Raw genomic sequence first — 22,707 nt, forward strand, 5'->3', positions numbered from 1 at the left:
TAGGCTTGCCCACTCCCTTATACAAGGTTATGCACGGACTGCTTAAACATGCGTCCCCTTTCTTCGTAAGACGGAAACATGTCCCAGCTGGCGCACGCCGGCGAGAGCAGCACGATATCTCCCGGCTCCGCTAGCGCTGCGGCGGCTTGCACCGCCTCCCGGATGGCGTCCTGTGCATTAGCAGTATCGACCGTTTTAATGCGGCTTAAGCCTGCCAACTCGGCTACGCGCTGAATTTTGTGCCTCGTCTCGCCGAGCGCGACGACACCTTTCACCCGCTCCTTGAATACCGGGAGCAGCTCCATATAATCGGAGCCGCGGTCGAGTCCGCCCGCGATCAAAATGATCGGGCGGTCCAGCGCGTTGATCGCTTTGATCGTCGCCGACGGATTGGTTGCCTTGGCGTCGTTGTAATACTTCACCTCGCCGCGGCTTCCCACGAGCTCCAGCCGATGCTCGACACCGTGGAATTCGTGCAGCACGGTGGCGATCACCGATAAAGGCGCGCCGGCGGCGATCGCGATCGCGACAGCCGCCATGGCGTTTTCCGCGTTGTGGCTGCCGGGGATGCCCAGCTCTTTCGCGGGAATGACCGGATGAATCTGCCCCTGCTTATCGCGGTACACGATCGTTTGCTGCGAATTAAGATAGACTCCATGAGCGAGCTCTTCTTTGCGGGAAAACGGGATCACATCCGCCTTCAGCTGCGGCATCAGGCTGCGGCAAACCGCATCGTCCGCATTCAGCACGGCGATATCGCCGGGCTGCTGGCCCGCGAACAGCTTCGCTTTGGAGGCTACGTAATCCTCCATCGTTCCATGATAGTCGAGATGCGTTTCGTAAATATTCAGCAAACACGCGATGCGGGGACGAAAATCTACGGTCCCTTTGAGCTGAAAGCTGCTCAGCTCGACGACCATCCAGTTGTCCGCAGAAGCCTCCAGCGCCGCTTCGGTCAGCGCACGCCCGATATTGCCGGCGACGATCGGCTTCATGCCGGCGGCCTCAAAAATCAGGCCGGTCCACGTCGTCGTCGTCGTTTTGCCGTTCGAGCCGGTGATGCCGATGATCGGCGCCGCACAGATGTGATAAGCGACTTCGACTTCGGTGACGATTTCGATGCCCAGCTCCTGCGCTTTGACGATCGGTTCAATTTTGTAAGGAATCCCCGGGTTTTTCACAACCAGCGAGACGCCTTTATGAATGAGCTCGGACGGATGAGAGCCGCAAATAACAGAAATACCCAAAGCCGAAAGTTCGTCGGCTTCGGGACACTGTGAACGATCTTTTTTATCGTTAACGGTGACATTCGCTCCCATCTCGTGAAACAGCTTGGCTACGGCGACACCGCTTCGCGCCAAGCCCAAAATAACGACCTCGCGGCCGCGATACTTGCTCGGATGCTCCATCTGCTACAACACCTCATTAATGTATAATCCAAGTCCGGCCAGCAGCAAACCTGCCGTCCAGAACGTGATGACGACGCGCCATTCGGACCATCCGGACAGCTCGAAATGGTGGTGGATCGGGCTCATTTTGAACACGCGCTTCCCTCTCGTTTTGAAGGAGACGACCTGAATGATGACCGATAGCACCTCCATGACGAACACCCCGCCGATAATGGCCAAAAGGACTTCCTGCTTCGTTAAAATCGCGATGGCTGCAAGTCCGCCGCCAAGACCGAGCGAACCGGTATCGCCCATAAACACTTTCGCCGGGTGCGCGTTGAACACGAGAAATCCGAGCACTGCGCCGACCGCAGCCGCGGAAAAAATCGCCACCTCCGGCTGCGTGTTGTTCATCGCGATGATCGAGTAAGCGCCGAAAGCGACCGCACTCGTGCCGGCAAGCAGTCCGTCGAGCCCGTCGGTGAAATTGACGGCGTTGGACGTGCCGAGCATCAAAAAGGCGACGAACGGAAAATACAGCCAGCCAAGCGGAACATCTACGCCGATAACGGGAATGCGCACATCGGTGCTGTGTCCGGACTGGTACAGCAGCACGCAGACGATCAAGGAAACGAGCAGCTGTCCCAGCAGCTTCTGCTTTGCGGTCAGACCAAGCGAACGCTTGAATAAAATTTTGATGTAATCGTCCAAAAAGCCGACGAGCCCGTACCCGAGCGAGGCGATCAGCAAAATGATCGTATCCGTCGTTTTATCCGCAAAGCGGAGCACGGCCAGCGCCATGGCCAGCATGATGATCGTGCCGCCCATCGTCGGCGTGCCGGCTTTTTTCAGGTGCCCCTGCGGGCCGTCCGTGCGGATTTGCTGGCCGAATTTCAGCCTCCGCAATATGGGTATGAATAAAGGCCCCATGATGACGGCCAGCAAAAAAGCCGCACCCATGGTGAACATGACGACTTTGAATTCCACTTGATTTAACCCCCCTGCAGGCCGAAAACGACCTGCTCCAGCTTCATCCCGCGCGAGCCTTTCACCAAAACGACGTCGTCCGGCGCGGCTTGCGCAGCTAAAGCCTTTGTCAGCTCATTTTTGTCTTCAAACCATTTCACGCGGTCCGCCCCGAACGTTTTGGCCGCTTCCTCCGCCATATGCTTCGCCAGTGTTCCGAACACGTACACCGCTTCGATCTTCCCCGGGTCCAGAAGTGTCCCGATTTCACGGTGAAACTCCGCTTCGCGTGGACCAAGCTCCAGCATATCGCCGAGCACCGCGTATTTGCGGCCGTACCCTTCCAGCTCGTGCAGCAGCGCGATGGCGGCGCGCATGGAAGTCGGGCTCGCGTTGTAGGCGTCGTTCAGGATGGTGAGACCGGAAGCGGCCTTCACCGCTTCGATGCGCATGCTCGTCAGCTTCATCGTGCGCAGCCCATCCGCGATCCGCTCGGCCGGGATCCCCCAGCTTTGCGCCAGTGCGATAACCGCCAGCGCGTTAACGACGTTATGCCGCCCTAGCAGCGGGATATAAAACGTGACGCCGGGGATGGCGTTCACCTTGAACTCCGTGCCGTCTCCGCTCGCGGCGATGCCCGTCGGAAAATAATCGTTTTCCGGGGCAAGCCCGAAGCGGACGGACCGAAACGGGAGCAGCGGCTCCATTTCCGCAACGGCCTGCGGAATCAGCGGCTCGTCGCCGTTATGGACAAACAATCCGCCGGGCGCAAGACCGTGCAAAATTTCCGTTTTGGCCCGGGCGATTTCTTCCCGGCTGCCGAGCTGCAGCAAATGGGATTCTCCGATATTCGTAACGATAGCCGCTTCCGGCTGCGCAAGCTCGGAAAGAAACCGGATTTCTCCGCGGCCGCTCATCCCCATTTCGAGCACGGCCGCTTCCGTCTCCTCCGAAAACTGCAGCATCGTCAGCGGCAACCCTATATGATTATTATAATTGCCTATCGTTTTATGCACGCGGTAAGACGTCCCGAGCACCGCCGCAGCCATATCTTTGGTTGTCGTCTTGCCGTTGCTGCCGGTGATGCCGACGACGCGGATCTTCAGCTCTTCCGCGTAAGTTTTGGCAAGCCGCTGCAGGGCGGCAAGCGTATCGTCCACATAAATCAGCGGAACGCCCTCCGGAGCACCCTCGCGCCCTCGCTGCCAAAGCGATGCGGAAGCGCCCTTGCCGAATGCATCCAGCACAAAATCGTGCCCGTCGAAACGGTCGCCGACGAGCGGAATGTACAAGTTGCCCGGCTCGATCGTCCGGGTATCCTTGGAAACGCCGGCGACCGTAATGTCTCCGTAAGAAGCGGAGACGGCCGTGCCGGCAATCATGCTTGCGATTTGTGCGTATGTTCTGCGGATCATTCGTATCGTCTCCTTATCGCTTCCTTGGCCACCAGCCGGTCGTCGAAGTCATGTTTGACGCCCATGATATCCTGATATGTTTCATGGCCTTTTCCCGCTATCAATACTACATCGTGAGGCCCTGCCAAATCAATGGCTTTTTGTATCGCCGCACGGCGGTCCGCGATCAGCTCGTACCGGTCTTCCGGCAACCCCGCCGTTTTCACGCCGGGAACGATGTCCTGCAAAATGGCTTCCGGATCTTCCGTGCGCGGATTATCCGAGGTCACCAACACATAATCGCTGTATTCGGCCGTCACTTGGCCCATCAGCGGGCGTTTCGTGCGGTCCCTGTCCCCGCCGCAGCCGAACACGGTGATGATTTTACCGGGTGCAAATTCTTTAATGGTCGACAGCGCATTAGCCAGACCATCCGGCGTGTGGGCGTAATCGACCAACACGAGAAAATTTTGCGGCCCCTCGACGATTTCCATCCGTCCCTCGACAACGCTCATCTTTTCCAAGCTATGCCGAATTTGCTCAAGCGGAACTCCCTCCGCCAAAGTTACGGCAATTGCCCCAAGCGTGTTATACACGTTAAACTGCCCGACCAGCTTTATGCGGATGGAAGCCGTCCCTTTGTAAGTCGTGCATGTGAACGTTGTGCCCCGAGACGTTATGCGAATGTCGGAGGCGCGAACGTCGGCATCATGACGGATGCCGTAGGTGATGACTTGCGCGGTTGTCAGCTTGGCATAGTAAGCCGACGCGTCGTCGTCGCTGTTGAGCACGGCAAACTGCGTATGGGCCGGATCGCCTGCAAACGAATTGCCGAGCCGGGAGAACAGCAGTCCTTTGGCCGCTTTGTAGTTTTCCATCGTCCCGTGCTCGTCGAGATGATCCTGCGTCAGATTCGTAAATAGTGCCGTACGGAACCGGCATCCGATCACACGGCCTGCTTCGAGCCCGTTCGACGTCGCTTCCATTACGCAATATTCCACGCCGGCATGTTTCATTCGCCGCAGGCTCCGCTGCAAGTCGACCGATTCCTGCGTGTTGATTCCGGTGTTCGGAATGCGCTGCGCGGCGATTTTGGTTTCGATGCTGCCCATCAGCCCGGTCGTAAAACCCGCATCGCTTAATATATGCTCGATGATGTAGCTGGATGTCGTCTTTCCGTTGGTGCCGGTAATGCCGATCACCTTCATCTCGTTGCTCGGGTATCCGAAAAAATGGCTCGCCAGCACGGGCATCGCCCGCCTCACGTCTTTTACGACGAGCTGCGGGACATCCACATCCACCTTATGCTCCACAACAAGCGCGACGGCTCCCGAGCGAACCGCTTGGTCTGCGAACCGATGCCCGTCGAATGTGCGGCCCTTGACGCAGAAAAACAAGTCTCCCGGACGAATTTTCCGGTTATCCATCTGCATCCCGGCAATTTCCGTCTCCCCGTCGCCGACAAGCTCGCAGATCGCAAGCTTCTCCGCCAATTCTTTAAGTTTCATAGGTGGTTCCCCCCATGAGTTGCTTTTTTGCCAATCAGAGCAATAACGCACCATCATTCCGCCAATAACCGAATATATCACGAAATCCCCATTTTAGCGAACTTTATGTCCGCTATGCCTGGGGAAACCGCTGCTGAGAAAGGATACGGCGCGAGCGGTTAAACGCGAATGGCTTAACCGGCCAAACGCCGTATTTCTCCAGTATAGACAAAATAATGCCGTTCCAAAGCGTAAAACGCGAATTATTGCGGGCCCGGCGCCTGCTGCGTTTTCCCGTCGTCTGCCGGAGCGTCGGACAAATAGACGCGGATCGTCGACCCTTGACTCACCCGGGTGCCTGGCTTCGGCACCTGATTGACGACCGTAGTCCCCTCACCGGATTTGGCGATCAGAAAATTCGAATTCAAATCCTCATAGATGTCCTGAACCGTTGCGCCGATCAAATTCGGCACCTCGACGATCGGCGTATCCCCGTAAACGTACTTTCGCTCCAACTGATCCTTGCGGGGCGGCACGTTCAAATATTTGAGCGCGTCTTCCATGATGTTTTTTACCAGCGGGGCGGCGATAAGTCCGCCAAATTGAAGCCCTTGCGGATCGTCGACGGCGGCATAGACGACCACCTTCGGATCGTCCGCCGGAGCGAAGCCGATGAACGACACGATGTGTTCATCCGGAGAATATCGGCCGTTCACGACCTTCTGCGCGGTACCGGTTTTACCGCCGACCCGGTAGCCGTCGATAAACGCATTGCGGCCCGTACCGTTAGCGACGACGCTCTCCAGCGTCTCGCGGACCGTCTTCGACGTCTCCGGCGATATGACCTGCCGCACCAGCTCCGGCTGCACGACATCGACGACGTCGCCGGTTTCGCCGTTGTACCAGGCGCGGGCGACATGCGGCTTATACAGCTTGCCGCCGTTAATCGCCGCCGAAACGGCGGTGATTTGCTGGATCGGCGTCACCGACACGCCTTGGCCGAACGAAGTGGTCGCAAGCTCCACCGGACCGACGCGCGACGGTTTGAACATGATGCCGTTTTCCTCGCCGCCGAGGTCGATGCCGGTTTTTTTGCCGAATCCGAAGTTGTAGATGTATTCGAACAGCTTTTCTTTGCCGAGCCGCTGGCCCATGACGACAAAACCCGGGTTGCATGAGTTTTCCACAACCTGCCGAAACGTTTCGCTGCCGTGGCCTCCGCGCTTCCAGCAGCGGAGCCTTGCCCCCGCCACCTCAATCGACCCGGGATCGTGAAACCCTTCGTTCAGGTTTACTTTCTTTTCCTCGATCGCCGCCGCCAGCGTGATGATTTTAAACGTCGATCCGGGTTCGTAGGTCATCCAGATCGGCAGATTGCGGTTGTACGTTTCCACCGGGTAATCCTTGAAGTTCGCAGGCTCGTAGCCGGGTCGCGAACCCATCGCCAAAATTTCGCCGTTATTCGGATCCATCATGATGGCAATCACGTCTTTCGGCTGATATTTCAGCATCGTCTGATCGAGTTCTCTCTCCAGCACCGCCTGCAAATGGCTATCGATCGTCAGCTGCAAATTAAGGCCGTCACGCGGCTTGACGTATTGGTCGGACGAGCCGGGCATCTCCCTGCCGGCGGCGTCCGCCAGAAACGAAATGCTGCCGGGCAGGCCTGTCAATTCTTTATCGTATTTGGCTTCCACGCCGGTAAGCCCCTGATTGTCGATGCCGGTAAAACCGAGCACATGCGCAGCAAGCCCGCCGAACGGATAAAACCGTTTGTTGTCCTCCGCCACGACGATGCCGGGCAAATTAAGCGAGCGGATTTCCTGCGCTTTCTCTTGAGTAATTTTTCGCCCGGCCGGCTGGATGCGCACGATAAGCTGTCTTTTCGTAATCATGTTAAATATGTTCTGTTCGGATGTTTGCAGCGCAGCGGCCAGCTGGCGTGCGGTCCCTTGCGGATCCTTCACTTGCGCGGGAATGGCCATGACCGACGGCGAGCTGATGTTGTATGCAAGCCGCACCCCGTTTCGGTCGAGAATTTCCCCGCGCTGGGCGGCAAACGGAATGTTGCGCCGCCACGATTGCTCCGCCCTGTCGGATAGTTCTGGGCCAATCCACATTTGCACGTACCCCAGCCTTATGATCAAGGCTGCAAACAGCACTGTTCCTATGATGAGTGCAGCGTATAGCCGCCTGCGAACCGTGACGCCGGAAGCCCTCATGAATGCTCGTACCCCTTCCCGAAAATCCGATATGATCGCTGTCGTTTCATATCCAGACTATTCGGGACAAGATGGGGTTAGAACAAGCTTACCTGTTTTGCTGCGTAACTTTTTTCGGATCGTCCGGGGAAGTGACCGTTTCTTTTTTCGTCGCATTTGACGTTGTCTTCTTTGTATTTGACGCCGCAGCACCGGTATTGGAGCCGCTTTGCGCTTTTACGGAGCCGGGGGGCGTTTTTTTCTTGGCCTGAGTGGTAACTGTTTTATTGCTGGCAGTCTTCGCGGGAAGGATGGCCATCAGCTCGTTGAACGGCTTTAGCGTAAGCGTAAGCATCGCCGACTCGCCTTCGCCGCTCAAGCTTTGCGACGCAACGTAACCTTCCCCTTCGGTTTGGCACTGCGCCTTGAGGAAGGAACATACCTCCAAAGCGTCGCGGGCAGATTTTCCGGTCAAATCCGGTACCGCAATATCGCCGTCCTCCTGCATCAATACATAGATTCGTTGAGAAACCCCGATTTCAGTACCTTTGTCGGGAAATTGATCGACCACTTTGGGCCCTTTTCCGAGCGCTTCCACCGTCACGCCGTATTTGCTCACGGACGCCTTCGCCTGCTCGTACGTCATGCCGTTCATATCGGGCACCGATATTTTGCTGTCTTTGTCCGTTACCTCCATCTGCTGTGAAGATGTAGGGACTCCCAAATAATGCAGAGTTTGCGACACGATCTCCTTGAAAGCGGGAGGCGCCACATCGCCGCCGCGGTGGTAATCGCCGCCCAGATCAGGCTCGTCCGCGATGATCGTCACCAGGATGCGCGGATCTTCGATCGGCGCATAGCCGATAAACGAGATAACCCACTTGCCTTCGGCGTACCCTTTTTCCCCGGGTTCCACCTTGTTGGCGGTCCCCGTTTTGCCCGCCACGCGGTAACCGTCGATGTAGGCTCTGCGCCCGGTGCCGATCGCCTGATCGGATACGACCTGCTCCAAATATTCGGACACCTGCTTGGCCGTATTTTCCGATACGACCTGACGGATCACCTTGGGCTCAAACGATTCGATAACCTCTTTTGTTTGCGGATCGATAATCTCTTTCACGACGTGCGGCCACATGAGTTTGCCGCCGTTGGCAATCGCCCCATATGCCGCCGTTTCCTGGATTGCGGTCGACGTAAGGCCTTGGCCGTATGTCGCCGTCGCAAATTCGGAAGGATAGTTCAATTTCACGATGCCCGGCACTTCGCCCGGCATATCGATGCCGGTTTTATCCCCGAAGCCGAACTTCTCGATGTAGCTTTTCAGCCGGTCTTTTCCCAGCTTCTCATAACCCAGCTTGACGAATGCGACGTTACTCGACCGCTTGAGGCCCTCCAGATAGCTGATTGTGCCCCAACCGACAACGTTATGGTCGTGCAGACGCCGGCCCGGCACTTGAATCGAACCCGACAAATACGTTTCGTTCGGATTGAACAAGCCTTCCTCCACCGCTGCCGCCAGCGTGACCAGCTTGAAGGTCGAACCGGGTTCGTACTGCGAGGCGATGTTATGATTGATGAAATCGCTCTGATTGTTTACTTCCCAATATTTATTAGGGTTAAAATTCGGGTAGCTCGCCATGCCTAAAATTTCCATCGTTTTCGGATCGGCGGCGATAGCCATTAGCCCCTTCGGATGATATTTGTCCTGAACCTTCTCCAAAGCATTCTCTATGAAAAATTGAATATTTTTGTCGATTGTCAGCCGGATATTGTTTCCGTCTACCGCAGGCTCGTAAATCTTTTTCCCGTCCGGAAGCTCGACCCCTTTTTTGTCCTTCTGGTAGCTCAGGTAGCCCGGTGTTCCTTGCAAATATTTATTGAAAAATGCCTCAAGCCCCATCACCGGTTTGCCTTCTTTATCGTTATAGCCAATCAAATGCGCCGCCATCTTGCCGCCGGGATAAAACCGCTTTTCGCCCTCCAGCAAATAAATGCCGACACTCTTCGGGCGTGTGCCTTTTTTGTCTCTGCCTTGGGCGACATCCTTCAAATGTTCCGATAAACTTTTGATCTTGTCGGCCACTTCCGCGTCGATTTTCCAGCCTTCGTTGCGGATTTCCACCTGCGCGGCGAACGTGCCGTCATCCTTTTTTTTGTTCAGCAGAGTCCGGATTTTATCTTCCAGCGCCGCAAGCTGCGCCGGATCGTCGGAAAGCTTCAAAATGCCGGCAAGGCCTTTGGCTGTGTCCTCCGCGATGCCCAGCTGCTGAATGATTTGCGGACTGACCGCCACCGTATACGCCGGCGCGTCCTCCGCCAGCACGTTGCCGTGGACGTCGAGAATTTGCCCGCGCACCGGGGGAATTTCCTTGTCCATTTCCCACTTCTTCTCCGCTTTCGCGAGCAATTCGGAAGACTGCACGACCTGTACCCAATAAATCCTGCCCAGCAGCGCAATAAAAAAGAGGGTGAAGAACCCCCCGATTAATAACGAACGAACTTTTACTTTCTTGGTCATTGCTCCCCAACCTTTTCAATGGAGATGGAAAATGATAGAGACAGTCGACGAACGAAGATCGAGTGAATCGACTTCACGCCATTTTCGTTTACGGAGTAGTATTGGCAGCGACCTTGCTGCCCGAAGGAGCGGATGCAGATGCCGGCGCCTTCGCCGGAACGCGGCTGATCTGCTTGTCGCCCGCCTGCTCGAGGCCCAGCTCTTTCGCTTTCTGAAGCATCCGCTGCGGATCGGAGAGCGCCTCGACCTTATGCTTGAGCACGCTGTTTTCCGCCTCCAGTTGGCGAATTTCGTTCTCAATCTGCTGAATGCGCGTGTTCATTTCGTAAATTTGCGCATATCTCCATATGATAACGCCCGCAACGAACACACAAACGACAACAGTAAACAAATACAACAGCTTTTCCTGAACAGGAAGGGTCTTGTTGCGGGTTACGACCTTTTTCGTCTCTTTAATTTTCACACGTTGTCCGGACTTTTGCTCGACCGCCAAATTCCCGTGAATATATGCCGCCATCGTGAAACACTCCTTTCATTTCCCCCGGTTAATGGTTGATTATAACTTCTCCGCTATTCTTAACTTGGCCGAACGGGCCCGCGGATTCGCTTCCAGCTCTTCCCCGGACGCCTCGATCGGCTTTCTGTGCACCAGTTTCAAAATCCCTTTTTTCTGACAAACGCAGACAGGAAAATCGGGCGGACACGTACAACGTTCTACATATTTCGCAAACGTTTGCTTGCAAATCCGGTCCTCCAGAGAATGGAACGTGATGACCGCCACCCTGCCCCCCGGGGCCAGGCAGCGGATCGCTTGCTCCAATGCCTCCTCAAAGGCGCCGAGCTCGTCGTTCACCGCGATGCGCAGCGCCTGAAAGCTGCGCTTGGCCGGATGCGGACCGGTTCGCCTCGCCGCGGCGGGAATCGCCGCTTTGATGATTTCGACCAGTTGGCCGGTCGTTTCGATCGGCGCTTCCGCGCGTGCCTTGATGATTTCGGCGGCGATTTTCCGCGAAAACTTCTCTTCGCCGTATTCGAACAAAATTTTCGCGATCTCCCGCTCGTCCCACCCGTTGACGATGTCTTTTGCGGTCAGTTCCGATTCCCGATCCATCCGCATGTCAAGCTCCGCGTCATGGTTATAGCTGAAACCGCGGTCAGCCTCATCCAACTGCGGGGACGATACTCCGAGATCGAACAGGATGCCGTCGACCTGCGGCTTGCCGCCTTTTATCGCTCTGGGCACGCCGTGCAGCTCCTGTTCCAAATAGCGGAAGTTGCTCTTGATGAGCTGCACTTTGTCGCGGTATGGAGCCAACTGTTCTTCGGCGTTCGCCAGCGCCACCTCGTCCTGGTCGAACGCGATCAAAAATCCGAATTCGTTCAGTTTCGAAGCGATGAGCGAGCTGTGTCCGGCGCCTCCGAGTGTGCAATCGACGTATACGCCGTCCGGTTTTATATGTAATCCGTCTACTGATTCTTCTTTGAGCACTGTGATGTGATGAAACAAAGGGTTAGCCCTCCTAGATCAAGTCCGTGACCGGGTAGTTTACAGATCGAAGTTGAAATCGACCAACTTTTCGGCAATTTCGTTAAAAGATTCCTCCGACGCCTGGGAGTAGCTTTCCCATATTTGCTTGCTCCAAATCTCGACCCGGTTGGATACGCCGATAACGACGCAATCCTTCTCCAGCTTGGCATGTTCGACCAATGTGTTGGGGATGTTGATCCGGCCCTGCTTGTCGAGTTCGCATTCGGTCGCACCGGAGAAGAAGAAGCGGGTAAATGCCCGGGCGTCCGCTTTCATAAGCGGCAGAGCCTTCAGCTTCTGTTCGAGCACTTTCCATTCGGACATCGGATACACGAACAAACACTGGTCGAGGCCGCGGGTAACGACAAAGGTGGGTCCGAGCTCTTCGCGGAATTTGGCGGGAACGATCATACGGCCTTTTTCATCGATGCTGTGCTGATATTCCCCCATAAACATACCGCGTTCACCCCTTTTCCACCACTTTACCCCACTTTCCACCACTATTACATAAATATTTCGCTATGTAAATAAAAAATCCTGCTAAATAGCAGGATCTCCGCAAATTATTTTTCAGTTTCCGGCGTATCAAGCGGTTCAGCCGCCTGGGTTTGCCTGCGCAGCTCGCTGCGGATTTGCGCCAGACTCCGGTTTCGCCGCCGCAAGTAAAGCCAGACCGGGATGCCGACAACTGCGAGAATGATCGCAATCGGCACGGCGCCTGCGACAAACACGGCCAGCGCTTGAGCGACGGCGCTCACCGCCGAAGTGCCGAACTGAAACGCAGCCGCGATTCTTTTGGAAAACGGCGTTTGTCCCGCGGGCGTAAGGGTTACTCCCGCCTCGGCTTTTTGGTAAAGCCGGAGCTCGATCGTCGACATCGCCACGTTTTGATCGATGTACCGCATGCGGCCTTTGATCTTCTCGATCTCCTCCTGCACTTTGGCCAGCTCGTTCGAAAATGCGAGCAGCTCGTCGGTTTTCGTCGCCTTTTCCATAAAAGCGAGCAAACGGCTCTCCACCACCTGCTTCGCTTTGAGCCGGGACTGCAGATCGACATATTCCTCCGATACGTCCTGCCCCTGGACGCTTCGTTGTTTGGACGGGGAAATTTTCTCCAATTGATCCAGCAGCGAAATAAACCCGGTTGCCGGCACTTTGATCGTGAAGGTGCCGCCCACTTCGCCGGAAGTTGTGTTTTCGCTAAATTGCAAAATATAACCGCCGGACAAAGCGACGACATCCTGAACCTTGGAGCGGGCCTGCGCGTAGTCGTCCGTCTGCACGACCAGATTTGCACGGTACATGATTTTCCGGCTCAGCCCGTCTCCGATGTCGGCCGTTCCCGGGCTAGCCGCGGCGGCCTTGTTCTCTACGGAGCCGCCTGCGGGCTGAACCTGCAGCGCTTCCGCGTCTTTTTTCGCTTTGCCGTCCGCAACGTTCATATCCCTGGCCGCGGCCGATGTAGCGGCCGCCTCCGGTATCGCCGACGCCCCGTTCGCCGCCTGATCTGCCGACTTGCCGCTGCCCGCGCCGCAGCCGGCGAGCGCCGACGCCAGCAGCATCCACACCATAAGCGCCGCGGGTATCGCCGACCTCCATCGTTTCCGTTCGTCCCTTGCATTTGTTTTGTTTTCCATTTCAAGCCCCCTTTGGAAATTGCGATGCCGCTTAATTTCTTTTCGTGGATCTACTTTCCAAACGGATGCCGGCTGGTAAAAGTTGCAGAAACCGGTAATGATCGTCAAGCGAAACAGGAGCGATCGGAAAACGTTTCTTTCCCCCATGTCCGAAAAAACAAAAACGGAGCGACGAAGAACCGTTTGGAACCGATTCGTCGTTACTCCGTTTTACAACCCATTTGCTTACATTCGCCTTAATGCTCGGCCCAGCTGTCCAAATATGCTTTCTGTTCGTCGGTCAGCCGGTCGATGCCGGTGCCGAGCGCGTTCAGCTTCAGACGCGCCACCTGCTCGTCGAGCTCGTAAGGCACGTTGACGACTTTTTTGCCGATCGTCTTGTAATTGTCGTTTACGTATTTCAAGGACATCGCCTGCAGCGCGAACGTCATATCCATAATTTCCGCCGGATGGCCGTCACCTGCTGCAAGGTTGACGAGACGCCCTTCGGCGAGCAAATAAATTTTGCGGCCGTCCTTCAGTTGGTATTCCTCGATGTTGCGGCGAACGGTGCGCTTCGAGACGGACAGCGCCTCCAGCTCCGGCTTGTTCACTTCCACATCGAAGTGGCCCGCGTTGGACAAAATCGCTCCGTCCTTCATTACCTCGTAATGCTCGCCGCGGATCACGTCGCGGTTGCCGGTCACGGTGACGAAATAGTCGCCGAGCTTCGCAGCTTCGATCATCGGCATAACCGCAAAGCCGTCCATGTACGCTTCGACGCCTTTGATCGCGTCGATTTCCGTGACGATGACGTTCGCGCCAAGTCCTTTGGCCCGCATCGCCACGCCTTTGCCGCACCAGCCGTATCCGATGACGACGACCGTTTTGCCGGCAGCCACCAGGTTGGTCGTGCGGTTGATGCCGTCCCATACCGATTGACCCGTGCCGTAGCGGTTATCGAACAAATATTTGCAATACGCGTCGTTGACGGCAACCATCGGGAATTCCAGCTTGCCTTCCTTCTCCATCGCCTTCAGGCGAAGAATGCCCGTAGTCGTTTCTTCCGCGCCGCCGCGCACGTTTTTGAGCAAGTCCCTGCGCTCGGAATGGAGTGCGGAGACAAGATCGCCGCCGTCGTCGATCAAAAGATCCGGTTCGGTTTCCAGCGTTTTGATCAGCAGTTCCTTATACTCCTTCGGATCCGGATTGTATTTTGCGAAAACGGTGATCCCGTCTTCGACCAGCGCCGCGCAAACGTCATCCTGCGTGGACAGAGGGTTGCTGCCGCAAATCGCCACTTCGGCGCCGCCGGCCTGCACGACCTTGGCGAGGTAGGCGGTTTTCGCCTCGAGGTGAAGCGATATCGCCACTTTCAAGCCTTTGAACGGCTTTTCCTTTTCAAACTGCTCGCGGATCTTGTTAAGCACCGGCATATGGGCGTTGACCCAATCGATTTTGAGGTGCCCTTCCGGCGCAAGCGCCATATCTCTGACAATACTGCGGTCCTTCGTATTCATTTATTTACCTCCATCCAAAAATATTTTCCATTATATCATAATTCGACGATCCGATGAACTCCATCCGCCTGCAAATCGGCGTCCAATAATTCGCGAAGCCAGCGGTCGCCGTACCGGTTCAAGTAAGAAACGACGTTGTAGACGCGTTCCTGCGGCTTGCCCCCGGGCAGAATCGACCATCCGATGCGGCTTATTTGCCTGAGCGATGCGTCGAATTGCGAGCGGTGAGCATCGGCCGCTTTTTGCTCCAAGTAATCGATCTGCTCGACGATTTTGCTCATGTTCGTTTCGCCCAGCTTTTTCAGTCCGGGGTTGATGCCGGCAATAAGCTCGATCAGCGGCTCGTAACCCGCCTTGAACTGCCGCTTGACCTCACCGAAACGTTCATCCAGATGAAGGTTATCTTGCGAGGCGAGCCACGCCTCCTTCTTTTCCTCAAAGCGGTGAATGACATCGTCGAACGTGAGATCGTATTTCCCCATATGTTTGGCGACCGTTCCTTCGAGCAGCGTGAACTCGAGGCGCGGCACGATGAGCGGCATCTGCATGCCCATCGTCCGGAACGTTTCCCGGGTCAAACCCCAGTAGGCGATTTCACCCGGACCGAGCACGGTGGCCAGCACCGGAAACAGGAAGTCCTGCATGAGCGGCCGCGTCATCACGTTGTTGCTGAGACGCTCCGGCGCAGTATGCGCCCAGTCGAGCAGCTGCGCCTTCGAGAAGCTGCGGTCTTTCCGCCGGGTGGTGAAGCCGTCTCCATCCGCGTACAGCAGCACCCGCTCCTCCCGATCGTACACGAACAGGTTGGCGTTGCCCTCCTGAATGTCGACCTGCGGCGCAAATCCGAGCGCGCTCACGCGCTCCGCCCCGCTCTGCACCGCCGCCTGCACATCGCCATGCCGCTCGATCAGCCTTGCGAACATCGGCGCTTCGAGCCGCCGCAGCTCCGGATCGTCGGAGTCGACGAAGGCGAGGCCGGTTCCCCGGAACAGCCATGCCATCATGCGGCCGAAATAATCGACAAGCGTCCGCGACTGTCCGGCGATTTCCTTCAATTTGTCCAGCAAACCGGCTTTAAATTCCGTCTGCATGAGCCCGGCATCGAGCTGCAGCAGCGCAGCTTCCCAGGCCTCGGGCGAAATGGCCGTCCGGCTGACCGACGTCCGTTTGTCGCCGGGCGGTTCGAGCTTCAGCTTCTCCAGCTGCATATCGCCCGTCAACTGGAAAATATGGTTCACTTCATCGAAATCGTGGTCTTCGCCGGCGATCCAAAATATCGGCACGACCGGCCTCCCCAGCTTCCGTGAGGCGGCTTCGGCCGATTTCAGCAGCGTGAGCGCCTTATAGATGACGAGCAGAGGCCCGGTAAAAAGCCCGGCCTGCTGTCCGCCGACGACCGCCAGCGTCTCTTTGTCAGCCAGCTTATGTACGGACGCCAAAGCGGCGTCATCGGCCGCGATGTCCCGGTTAAACCGCTCCAGCACGCGGACAAGCCCGGACCGCTCCGCGCCTTCCGGACGCTCGGCATCGAGCCAGGCTGCGCGGCGTTTCCATTCCGCCTCCAGCCACGGGTTATACTCAAACAGCGGTTCTACATGCGCAAAGCGCCTGATATAGTCTTCAGCCAAGGGCTGACTGGACTTCCATTGCACCGTTTTTATATTCATCGGCCCTCTCCCCGCTTCCTTTTTTCAAGCAACATCTTGATTGTACACATGTAATCATCAGTCGTCAAAAGAAAGACGCCCACAAAAAGGCGTCTATCACATCATATATAGTCCAAAACGCGGCTATTTGATATACGTCCACTTCAATTCCCACTCTTTGGCTATCGCCGGAAGCACCAGGCCCTCTACGTTCGTCTTTTTGGCAAAAGGTCGGGCCCGAAAATAAAGCGGGATCAGCGGCATATCTTCCATCAGCCGTTTCTCCGCATCCACGAGCAGCCGGGCTCGTCTTGCCGTATCCGCTTCTTTGTCCGCTGCCTTGACCAGGTCGTCGAACGGTTTGCTTCGGTATGTGATGTAGTTGAAGCTTTTGTTATCCGTAAGCCACGGGTCGAGAAATGTCATCGGGTCGTTGTAATCGGCTCCCCATAAAGCGATCAAAGCCTGAAAGTCTTTGGCGTCCTGCATTTTTTGCGCACGCTGCGCGTACGGCATCGGATCGCCTTCCACTTCGATGCCCAGGTTCGTCTTCCACTGGGCCAGTATGAACTCGACCGTTTTTTTGGCGATCTCCGTATCGTCGGCCGACAGCTTGAATTTCGGCAGCTCGGTCAAGCCTATCTCCGCAAGGCCTTCGGCCAGCAGCTGCTTCGCCTTGTCCGGATCGAACCCGGACATAGTTTCGCCCGCCGTTTTGCGGAACTCCTGCCCCGCTCCGTCGGCAATCCCCAGCGGCACCAATCCGGCGGCCGGAACGGACACCCCTCCCATCAGCCCGTCAGCCAACTGCTTTGTATCGATGCTTGCCGCCAGAGCCCGGCGAATTTTCGCATTTTGCAGAAAAGGAGCATAAAGCGGATTTTGGTTGATCAGGATATACGCCGTCACAAATTCCCGCTTGACGGCGACATCCTGCCGGCCCTTGTACGCCGCAATCTGCTCGCCCTTCAGCTCCGCCAATCCGATCTGATCTTCCCCGTACAGCTTCAAGCCTTCTCCCGCATCCTTCACTATCCTGACGCTCACCTTGCCCAGCTTGACGTTTTTCGCATCCCAATATTTATCGTTTTTGACCAGCATGAGCTGATGATGATCCCACTGCTCCAATTTGAACGGGCCTGCACCGAGCACCGCGCCCGCTTCCGAGCCGTATTTGTCGCCTTGAGCTTTCACGAAATCCGGCTTTTGCGGGAAAAAAATCGGCATCGACAGCTGATCGGTAAAGAAGGCGACCGGTTTTTCGAGCGTGATCTCGAGTGTCTTATCGTCTTTAGCCTTGACGCCGAGCGCCGCTTTTTTCGCTTCCAGCTCCTCCGGCTTCGCCTTCATCAGCTCGCTGCCCCCTTTGATCCAGACGAGCATCGGCGCAAGCTTGGCCTTCGTTGCCGGATCGAGCGTCCGCTTGTAGGCAAACTCAAAATCGCCGGCCTTCAGCGGCGAGCCGTCCGCCCACATCAGCCCTTCGCGCAGCGGGATCGTATACACCAGGCCGTCCGCTGAAATATGCGGCAGCTCTTTGGCAAGTCCCGGCTCGGGTTTGCCGTCCTTGTTCAAACGGTAAAGCCCCTCGCCGATCGCATTCAATATCGTAATCGCCGGGCTGGCCGTCGCGGTGGAGCTGTCCAGAGCCGGCGGCTCCGCATACATCGCGATCGTGAGCTCCTGGGCAGGGAGCTTTATTTTGTCGTCTGTATCGTTTTGCGGCGGACGGACGGAGCAGCCGGGCAGCACGCTTCCGAATAGGCCGATGATCGTCCCGAGCAGTACCAGTTGCCTGAATTTCATTGACATCCTCCTCAACTCCAACATGGGGTAGAAAAAGAAAGAAGCCATAAAGGCTTCCGGATTGTGTCAATCATATACAAAATCAGTCATTTTTCTCGATCAAATCCGACGGACGGTCCGAATGCAGCACTTTATCGACCGCATTCGTCAATTCCCGATATACGTCCGTCTCCACCTGCATGCGAAGCTGCGTCTTCGCAAACACTTCCCCCGGTGCGGTCGCGACGTATTTGGCGGGCAGCCGGTTGAGCGCTATGGCCATAACGTCGCTTTGCATGCGATCGTCCAGGATTTGCAAATTCGGCTGATTGTGCATCAATTCCTTCAAACAAGCTTTCACTATATCTTCCATCAAATTATGTACGGCCACGCGGATATCCTCCTCAACTCATATATATGTATTTGCCGATGCCAACCATCAGCAGCAGAACATAACATGCGGACAGCAGCATAAAACCGAGCCTGAGCAGCACTTTGGCGATTTTGACCGGATTGACCGTCCCCCGAACTCTGTTCTGAAGGTTGCCGATCAGTCCCGCGGCAACCAAAAACAGCAGAAGGATGAGCCAGAACCCGAAGGAGCTGCCGAATATTTGGTTGATCATGAGGGACACCGAGCCGATCAGCAGCACAGCCGTCACATCCATGGCCGTCCGCGTCGCGCGCCTTGTATCCCGGGTAATTCCGTATAAAACTCCCCACAACAAAATAAAAACAACAAACGGCATTACCGAGAGCATCCCGTACAATTGCGAAAGCCACTCAACGACCGGATTCAAGGCAGATCACCCGACTTAATCTATAAAATTTGCGAAACCTCGTCTACCGGAAAAGCTTCCAAAGCTTTTACCATAACGTATACGGTTTCATGCGCCGGCAGTTGAATCCCGAGAAGCTGCGCTTCGCGAAGCAGGCTTCCGGTTATGCGATCGATCTCCGTCGGCCGTCCGGCGAGGATGTCCTGCAGCATGGAGGAACGGTTGTCCGCCGTTTTCACGCAAACCTCGGCAAGCTGCTCCCATGACGGCCCCGGCGGCTCAATGCCTTTGGCGGACGCCAGCTCCGATGCTTCTCTGAGCAGCGTTCTCATCAATGCTTCCGAATGCGGCGTGGCGAGAAGCTCTCCGTTGCGGACCCGCAAAATCGCCGTCAGCGGATTGATGACGGAGTTGACGATCAATTTATGCCAGACGTTGTATAAAATGTTGTTCGACGCCAAAGCGCGGAATCCTGCCTTGAGGAGAAGCCCGATCAGCTTTTTTTGCATTTCTTCGAAACGATTTTCCGCCGGACCCGCTTCCTCGAATCCGAGCCATGTCGTGCCGCCCCCGGTATGTTCGACTTCGCATGCGGAAAGCTTCAGCGCCGCCTCCGTCGTGACCGCCGTCAAAAGCCGCTCGCGCGGGATATGCCCGGACATCGTATCGATATGGCCGAGGCCGTTCTGGAAGCAGGCGACGATGGTGCCGCCGGTCAACTGTCGGCTAACGAAGCTTGCAAACTGCGGCGTTATGTGCAGCTGCTTCACGGTGACGATGATCGCGTCGATTTCTCCGTCCGGCGTCTTAACGGCGTCCTCGCCCCGGATAATGACCGGACGGACAAAGGCCGTTTGGGTATGCCCGGATATGCGGACGCCTTCTTTTTCCAATCGTTCTGCCTGCTCCGCGGAACGGACGACCAGCTCGACGCAAGCCCCGGCCCCGGCCAGCTTTGCCGTAAGCAGCATTCCCAACGCCCCGGCCCCAATAATGCGGATGCGCATAATCGCCCTCTTTTCATAGCGGAGTGATACTACCAAATATACCACAAGCCGCTAAACGGAAAAAAGACCGGACGGCATCGATTCTTTCGATCCGTGGTCTTTTCTGCTGGAAGTCTATGATTCCGCCGCCCTATTCGATACGCTCGAGATTTCCGTTCGCATCCATTTTAAAACGAGGTTTGTTTTCATCGTCTTCTTCCACAAGGAAGGCCAGCTTGCGGGCGCGATCCATAATTTGAATCAGCGCCTTATAGTCGTCGTTGACAACCCGGTAATCGGTTTCCACATCGTTAACCTGACGGCTGAGGCGGTCGTTTTCCTCGCGAAGGCGGTCAAGCTCGAGCTGCTTTTCGTTCAGCTCCTTTTCGAGCATGCGCAGCTGGCGGCCCATCTCCTGATAGGAACCTTTCCATTGCCGTAAAAAACGGATCACCGCATCGACGGAAATCGATTCCTCCGAAAATGTGTCGCCTCTCATGCTTCCGCTGTATTCTCCGGCTTCGAGCGTAGCTACTGCTGAAGTAACCGCCGCTCCCCCCTGGTGTTTCTTTTGCTGACTGCGTTTTTGGCGCTGTGCTTTGGCAATTTGTATGGCCGCTTCATATTTTTTGCGGACGAAGCTGTTCCACCGGAACCCGCAAGCGGCTGCGGTACGCCCGATTTTTTCTCCAACCTCTTCAAAAGCGGACAGTTGGGTGCTGCCTTCACGAATGTGCCGCAGCGTCACCTCCGCCAATATTAAATCATCTTCCTCGCTCCAAGCGTCTTGTCTGATTGCCGACATATAGTCAATCCTCCTAACGAAAAGTAAATATGCTGGAGTGCCGTTTATTAAACTCTATGCCCATGGTAGAGTTCATAGAATCTTTTTCTACTAAACGGTATTTCCATTTTTTTGCTGACTCATACATGTTTTGTCGGCAAACGGGAACAATATGAACGGATGGTCAGGCTACATCCGCTGTACAATCCTTTTAGCCGAAAAATGTTTCAAATTCGTCACGAGTTGGACGTTTACACTACTAAACGCGAGAGGTATAATGTAGCATAGTGGAATTTGAAAGACAGCGGTAGGAGAGGGGGACTCGCAATGGATCGCATGTTCCGGGTGCTTGGATTTTGGACGCTTGTAATCGGGCTTATGGGCCTCGCCGGCGATATGATCCCGATGGCGTTAATCTTTTTCGCGCAAACGGCCGTATTTGTTCTGCTCGGCTATATGAAGCTGACCGAACGTACCTACATATTGCTTTTCTGGGGGTACATGATTTTGGCCTTCACAGGCTTCACGTACTGGTCGTTCTTTAAAATGTCCATTTAAACGGGGAGCCTCCCCAAGTGCTTTCCCTGAATCAGGGGAGCACCCCCTAAATCCCCCTAAAAGGGGGACCCCAGGCGCTTGCGCCCTGGACCCGCTCCGTCGGAGGGAGTGCTCGCTGCTAGGTCGCGTGTGCCCCGGCATGGCCGATTGCTTTCAGGCAATCGGCCTATGCCGGGGCACGCTGCACTTTTGGAGCTTGTCGCGCGGGAGTCGGTTCGTGCCTCGGGCTCGCGTTTGTCCGGCACGATTCGGCTGACGCCGAATTTGTGCCGGACACGCTTTACGCTGTCGGTGTGGTGCAATGACACAGATTAGATTAAAAAAGGTGATCCGCTCCTTTGCGGTCACCTTTTTTGATTGGCCGACATGGTCAGTCACCGGCTCGTTTTGTCTGCACCAGCACCTTGAACAGCTCGCTCATTTGATCGCTCAGCAGAAGCTGGCGGATGGCGCGGTTTTTGCGAGCTTCCGGGCTGAACGGGTCGAGGCCCGGATGATTTTGCAGACGCTGCAAAATGCCGCATTCAAGCAGAAACTGCTTTTGCGTCATAAGGCGCGATTCCAGCCCGTTTTCCCGGCCGGCCCGAATGCAGGCGCTGAAGTTGACATGCGCGGTCATGTCCTGTTCGCCCGGAAAGCGGTACGGATCGTCAAACGCATGATGCAGGCGGTAACACATCAGCGTGCCGTTCATCCGATGTTCCGCATATAGTTCGCCGCCCTCGTCGCCATAGTCGATCGTGACGATCCGACTCCCCTCCGCAAGACTGGACGCGACTTCGCGGATCCAACGATCCGCCTCGAGATTGACTTCGATGATCTGACCTTCGCGCATGGAAATTCTTTCTTCCCCGATATAGGCACGAAGCCGATCATCGCCGAGCGGAAACTCTTTTTCAATAAATTGTCCGGTTTCCGGGTTTACGCTTACATGAATTTCGAACCATCCCCCGCCGCGCGCCTTCAAACGGTGAACCGGAAACGCGTCAAGCAGTTCGTTGGACAGCACCAGGCAGTGGGCATACGGCCCTCCGGAGAGCCACTCCTCCGCAGTTTGAAACGCCATCTTGGACCGATGTTCGGCTAAAGCCTGCCGCTGCAGCTCTCGGTGATACCCGCTCGCTTCGATCGATACGTAACTAAGCGATAAGTACAGCTGCGGCGCGCTTTCGCGCAGGCTGCTTAATATTTGTACAGCCAGTTCACCGCTGCCTCCCCCCCACTCGACCAATGTCCAAGGCTTATCCTCCGCCCCTTTGCGCCAGTCCGCCATATAAGCGGCGAGCATCTCGCCCATGATACCTCCGATCGAAGCGCTTGTATAAAAATCACCGTTTTTCCCGACCTTTGGCCTTGAGCCCGTATAATATCCGAATTCCGGATGATACAAGCACATTTGCATGTAATCGCGAAAGGAAATCGCCTGCTCGGGGCGGCTCATCATTTCACGGCGAAGGTATTCCGTCAATTTTTTCCCGTTATCCGTCACTTCTCGAAAAACCACCTTTTTGCTATAATGAAACGTATCTTTTGTACAAGGAGACTTCCCCG

The 22,707-nt window shown here is 55.8% G+C and carries 19 protein-coding genes; 1 reads left to right on the top strand and 18 read right to left on the bottom strand.

Features of this window, described 5'->3' with window-relative positions; genetic code table 11:
- Positions 1 to 17 precede the first annotated feature (17 nt).
- The 17 genes from murD to MYS68_RS15010 all read right to left on the bottom strand — a co-directional run bounded on the left by murD (position 18) and on the right by MYS68_RS15010 (position 20,619).
- Positions 18 to 1,409, bottom strand: coding sequence for a UDP-N-acetylmuramoyl-L-alanine--D-glutamate ligase (murD, locus tag MYS68_RS14930; protein ID WP_248926604.1), 1,392 nt, complete (start codon positions 1,407 to 1,409; stop codon positions 18 to 20).
- A gap of 3 nt (positions 1,410 to 1,412) precedes the next feature.
- Positions 1,413 to 2,375, bottom strand: a complete 963-nt coding sequence (mraY, locus tag MYS68_RS14935) for a phospho-N-acetylmuramoyl-pentapeptide-transferase (protein ID WP_248926605.1) — start codon at positions 2,373 to 2,375, stop codon at positions 1,413 to 1,415.
- 5 nt (positions 2,376 to 2,380) lie between these two features.
- The gene (locus MYS68_RS14940) at positions 2,381 to 3,769 is read right to left on the bottom strand and encodes a UDP-N-acetylmuramoyl-tripeptide--D-alanyl-D-alanine ligase (RefSeq protein WP_248926606.1); all 1,389 of its coding nucleotides are present in this window, start codon (positions 3,767 to 3,769) and stop codon (positions 2,381 to 2,383) included.
- On the bottom strand, positions 3,766 to 5,256 hold the full coding sequence (locus MYS68_RS14945; protein ID WP_248926607.1) for a UDP-N-acetylmuramoyl-L-alanyl-D-glutamate--2,6-diaminopimelate ligase: 1,491 nt from the start codon (positions 5,254 to 5,256) through the stop codon (positions 3,766 to 3,768). The genes MYS68_RS14940 and MYS68_RS14945 overlap by 4 nt, the downstream gene beginning before the upstream one ends.
- A 242-nt stretch (positions 5,257 to 5,498) precedes the next feature.
- The gene (locus tag MYS68_RS14950; RefSeq protein ID WP_248926608.1) at positions 5,499 to 7,457 is read right to left on the bottom strand and encodes a stage V sporulation protein D; all 1,959 of its coding nucleotides are present in this window, start codon (positions 7,455 to 7,457) and stop codon (positions 5,499 to 5,501) included.
- A gap of 88 nt (positions 7,458 to 7,545) precedes the next feature.
- Positions 7,546 to 9,954: a penicillin-binding transpeptidase domain-containing protein gene (locus MYS68_RS14955; protein WP_248926609.1), complete on the bottom strand. Its 2,409-nt coding sequence runs from the start codon at positions 9,952 to 9,954 to the stop codon at positions 7,546 to 7,548.
- An 88-nt stretch (positions 9,955 to 10,042) separates the two neighbouring features.
- The gene (gene ftsL, locus MYS68_RS14960; protein WP_248926610.1) at positions 10,043 to 10,471 is read right to left on the bottom strand and encodes a cell division protein FtsL; all 429 of its coding nucleotides are present in this window, start codon (positions 10,469 to 10,471) and stop codon (positions 10,043 to 10,045) included.
- Between the two features lie 39 nt (positions 10,472 to 10,510).
- Positions 10,511 to 11,461, bottom strand: coding sequence for a 16S rRNA (cytosine(1402)-N(4))-methyltransferase RsmH (gene rsmH / locus MYS68_RS14965; protein ID WP_248926611.1), 951 nt, complete (start codon positions 11,459 to 11,461; stop codon positions 10,511 to 10,513).
- Positions 11,462 to 11,500: 39 nt separating this feature from the next.
- Positions 11,501 to 11,938, bottom strand: coding sequence for a division/cell wall cluster transcriptional repressor MraZ (gene mraZ, locus MYS68_RS14970; protein ID WP_248926612.1), 438 nt, complete (start codon positions 11,936 to 11,938; stop codon positions 11,501 to 11,503).
- Between the two features lie 107 nt (positions 11,939 to 12,045).
- Entirely contained in the window at positions 12,046 to 13,119 is a 1,074-nt protein-coding gene (locus MYS68_RS14975; RefSeq protein ID WP_248926613.1) for a DUF4349 domain-containing protein, read from the bottom strand.
- A gap of 236 nt (positions 13,120 to 13,355) precedes the next feature.
- Entirely contained in the window at positions 13,356 to 14,618 is a 1,263-nt protein-coding gene (locus MYS68_RS14980; protein ID WP_248926614.1) for an adenosylhomocysteinase, read from the bottom strand.
- A gap of 35 nt (positions 14,619 to 14,653) precedes the next feature.
- Positions 14,654 to 16,285 carry a bacillithiol biosynthesis cysteine-adding enzyme BshC gene (gene bshC, locus MYS68_RS14985; protein ID WP_248926615.1) on the bottom strand — a complete coding sequence of 544 codons (1,632 nt, stop codon included), beginning with the start codon at positions 16,283 to 16,285 and terminating at the stop codon, positions 14,654 to 14,656.
- A gap of 123 nt (positions 16,286 to 16,408) precedes the next feature.
- Positions 16,409 to 18,070: a peptide ABC transporter substrate-binding protein gene (locus MYS68_RS14990; RefSeq protein ID WP_248926616.1), complete on the bottom strand. Its 1,662-nt coding sequence runs from the start codon at positions 18,068 to 18,070 to the stop codon at positions 16,409 to 16,411.
- Positions 18,071 to 18,152: 82 nt separating this feature from the next.
- On the bottom strand, positions 18,153 to 18,440 hold the full coding sequence (locus MYS68_RS14995) for a late competence development ComFB family protein (RefSeq protein ID WP_248926617.1): 288 nt from the start codon (positions 18,438 to 18,440) through the stop codon (positions 18,153 to 18,155).
- Positions 18,441 to 18,453: 13 nt separating this feature from the next.
- Entirely contained in the window at positions 18,454 to 18,849 is a 396-nt protein-coding gene (locus MYS68_RS15000; protein WP_248926618.1) for a DUF3397 domain-containing protein, read from the bottom strand.
- Positions 18,850 to 18,869: 20 nt separating this feature from the next.
- Positions 18,870 to 19,835 carry a ketopantoate reductase family protein gene (locus tag MYS68_RS15005; RefSeq protein WP_248926619.1) on the bottom strand — a complete coding sequence of 322 codons (966 nt, stop codon included), beginning with the start codon at positions 19,833 to 19,835 and terminating at the stop codon, positions 18,870 to 18,872.
- 130 nt (positions 19,836 to 19,965) lie between these two features.
- Complete coding sequence (locus MYS68_RS15010) at positions 19,966 to 20,619, bottom strand: RsfA family transcriptional regulator (RefSeq protein ID WP_248926620.1); 654 nt, start codon at positions 20,617 to 20,619, stop codon at positions 19,966 to 19,968.
- A gap of 306 nt (positions 20,620 to 20,925) precedes the next feature.
- On the opposite strand from MYS68_RS15010, the gene MYS68_RS15015 reads away from it, so the two are divergent.
- Positions 20,926 to 21,156 (top strand): DUF2626 domain-containing protein, encoded by a 231-nt coding sequence (locus MYS68_RS15015; protein WP_248926621.1) that lies wholly within the window; start codon positions 20,926 to 20,928, stop codon positions 21,154 to 21,156.
- Positions 21,157 to 21,526: 370 nt separating this feature from the next.
- Here MYS68_RS15015 and MYS68_RS15020 read toward each other — a convergent pair whose 3' ends face one another.
- Positions 21,527 to 22,645, bottom strand: a complete 1,119-nt coding sequence (locus MYS68_RS15020) for a class I SAM-dependent methyltransferase (protein WP_248926622.1) — start codon at positions 22,643 to 22,645, stop codon at positions 21,527 to 21,529.
- Positions 22,646 to 22,707 lie beyond the last annotated feature (62 nt).

The sequence above is a fragment of the Paenibacillus hamazuiensis genome (assembly GCF_023276405.1).
Lineage (GTDB): Bacteria > Bacillota > Bacilli > Paenibacillales > NBRC-103111 > Paenibacillus_AF > Paenibacillus_AF hamazuiensis.

Coding starts and splice junctions, on each gene's coding strand:
- murD (WP_248926604.1), bottom strand. CDS start 1,409: ATGGAGCATCCGAGCAAGTATCGCGGCCGCGAGGTCGTTATTTTGGGC.
- MYS68_RS14940 (WP_248926606.1), bottom strand. CDS start 3,769: ATGATCCGCAGAACATACGCACAAATCGCAAGCATGATTGCCGGCACG.
- MYS68_RS14945 (WP_248926607.1), bottom strand. CDS start 5,256: ATGAAACTTAAAGAATTGGCGGAGAAGCTTGCGATCTGCGAGCTTGTC.
- MYS68_RS14950 (WP_248926608.1), bottom strand. CDS start 7,457: ATGAGGGCTTCCGGCGTCACGGTTCGCAGGCGGCTATACGCTGCACTC.
- MYS68_RS14955 (WP_248926609.1), bottom strand. CDS start 9,954: ATGACCAAGAAAGTAAAAGTTCGTTCGTTATTAATCGGGGGGTTCTTC.
- ftsL (WP_248926610.1), bottom strand. CDS start 10,471: ATGGCGGCATATATTCACGGGAATTTGGCGGTCGAGCAAAAGTCCGGA.
- mraZ (WP_248926612.1), bottom strand. CDS start 11,938: ATGTTTATGGGGGAATATCAGCACAGCATCGATGAAAAAGGCCGTATG.
- MYS68_RS14975 (WP_248926613.1), bottom strand. CDS start 13,119: ATGGAAAACAAAACAAATGCAAGGGACGAACGGAAACGATGGAGGTCG.
- MYS68_RS14980 (WP_248926614.1), bottom strand. CDS start 14,618: ATGAATACGAAGGACCGCAGTATTGTCAGAGATATGGCGCTTGCGCCG.
- bshC (WP_248926615.1), bottom strand. CDS start 16,285: ATGAATATAAAAACGGTGCAATGGAAGTCCAGTCAGCCCTTGGCTGAA.
- MYS68_RS14990 (WP_248926616.1), bottom strand. CDS start 18,070: ATGAAATTCAGGCAACTGGTACTGCTCGGGACGATCATCGGCCTATTC.
- MYS68_RS15005 (WP_248926619.1), bottom strand. CDS start 19,835: ATGCGCATCCGCATTATTGGGGCCGGGGCGTTGGGAATGCTGCTTACG.
- MYS68_RS15010 (WP_248926620.1), bottom strand. CDS start 20,619: ATGTCGGCAATCAGACAAGACGCTTGGAGCGAGGAAGATGATTTAATA.
- MYS68_RS15015 (WP_248926621.1), top strand. CDS start 20,926: ATGGATCGCATGTTCCGGGTGCTTGGATTTTGGACGCTTGTAATCGGG.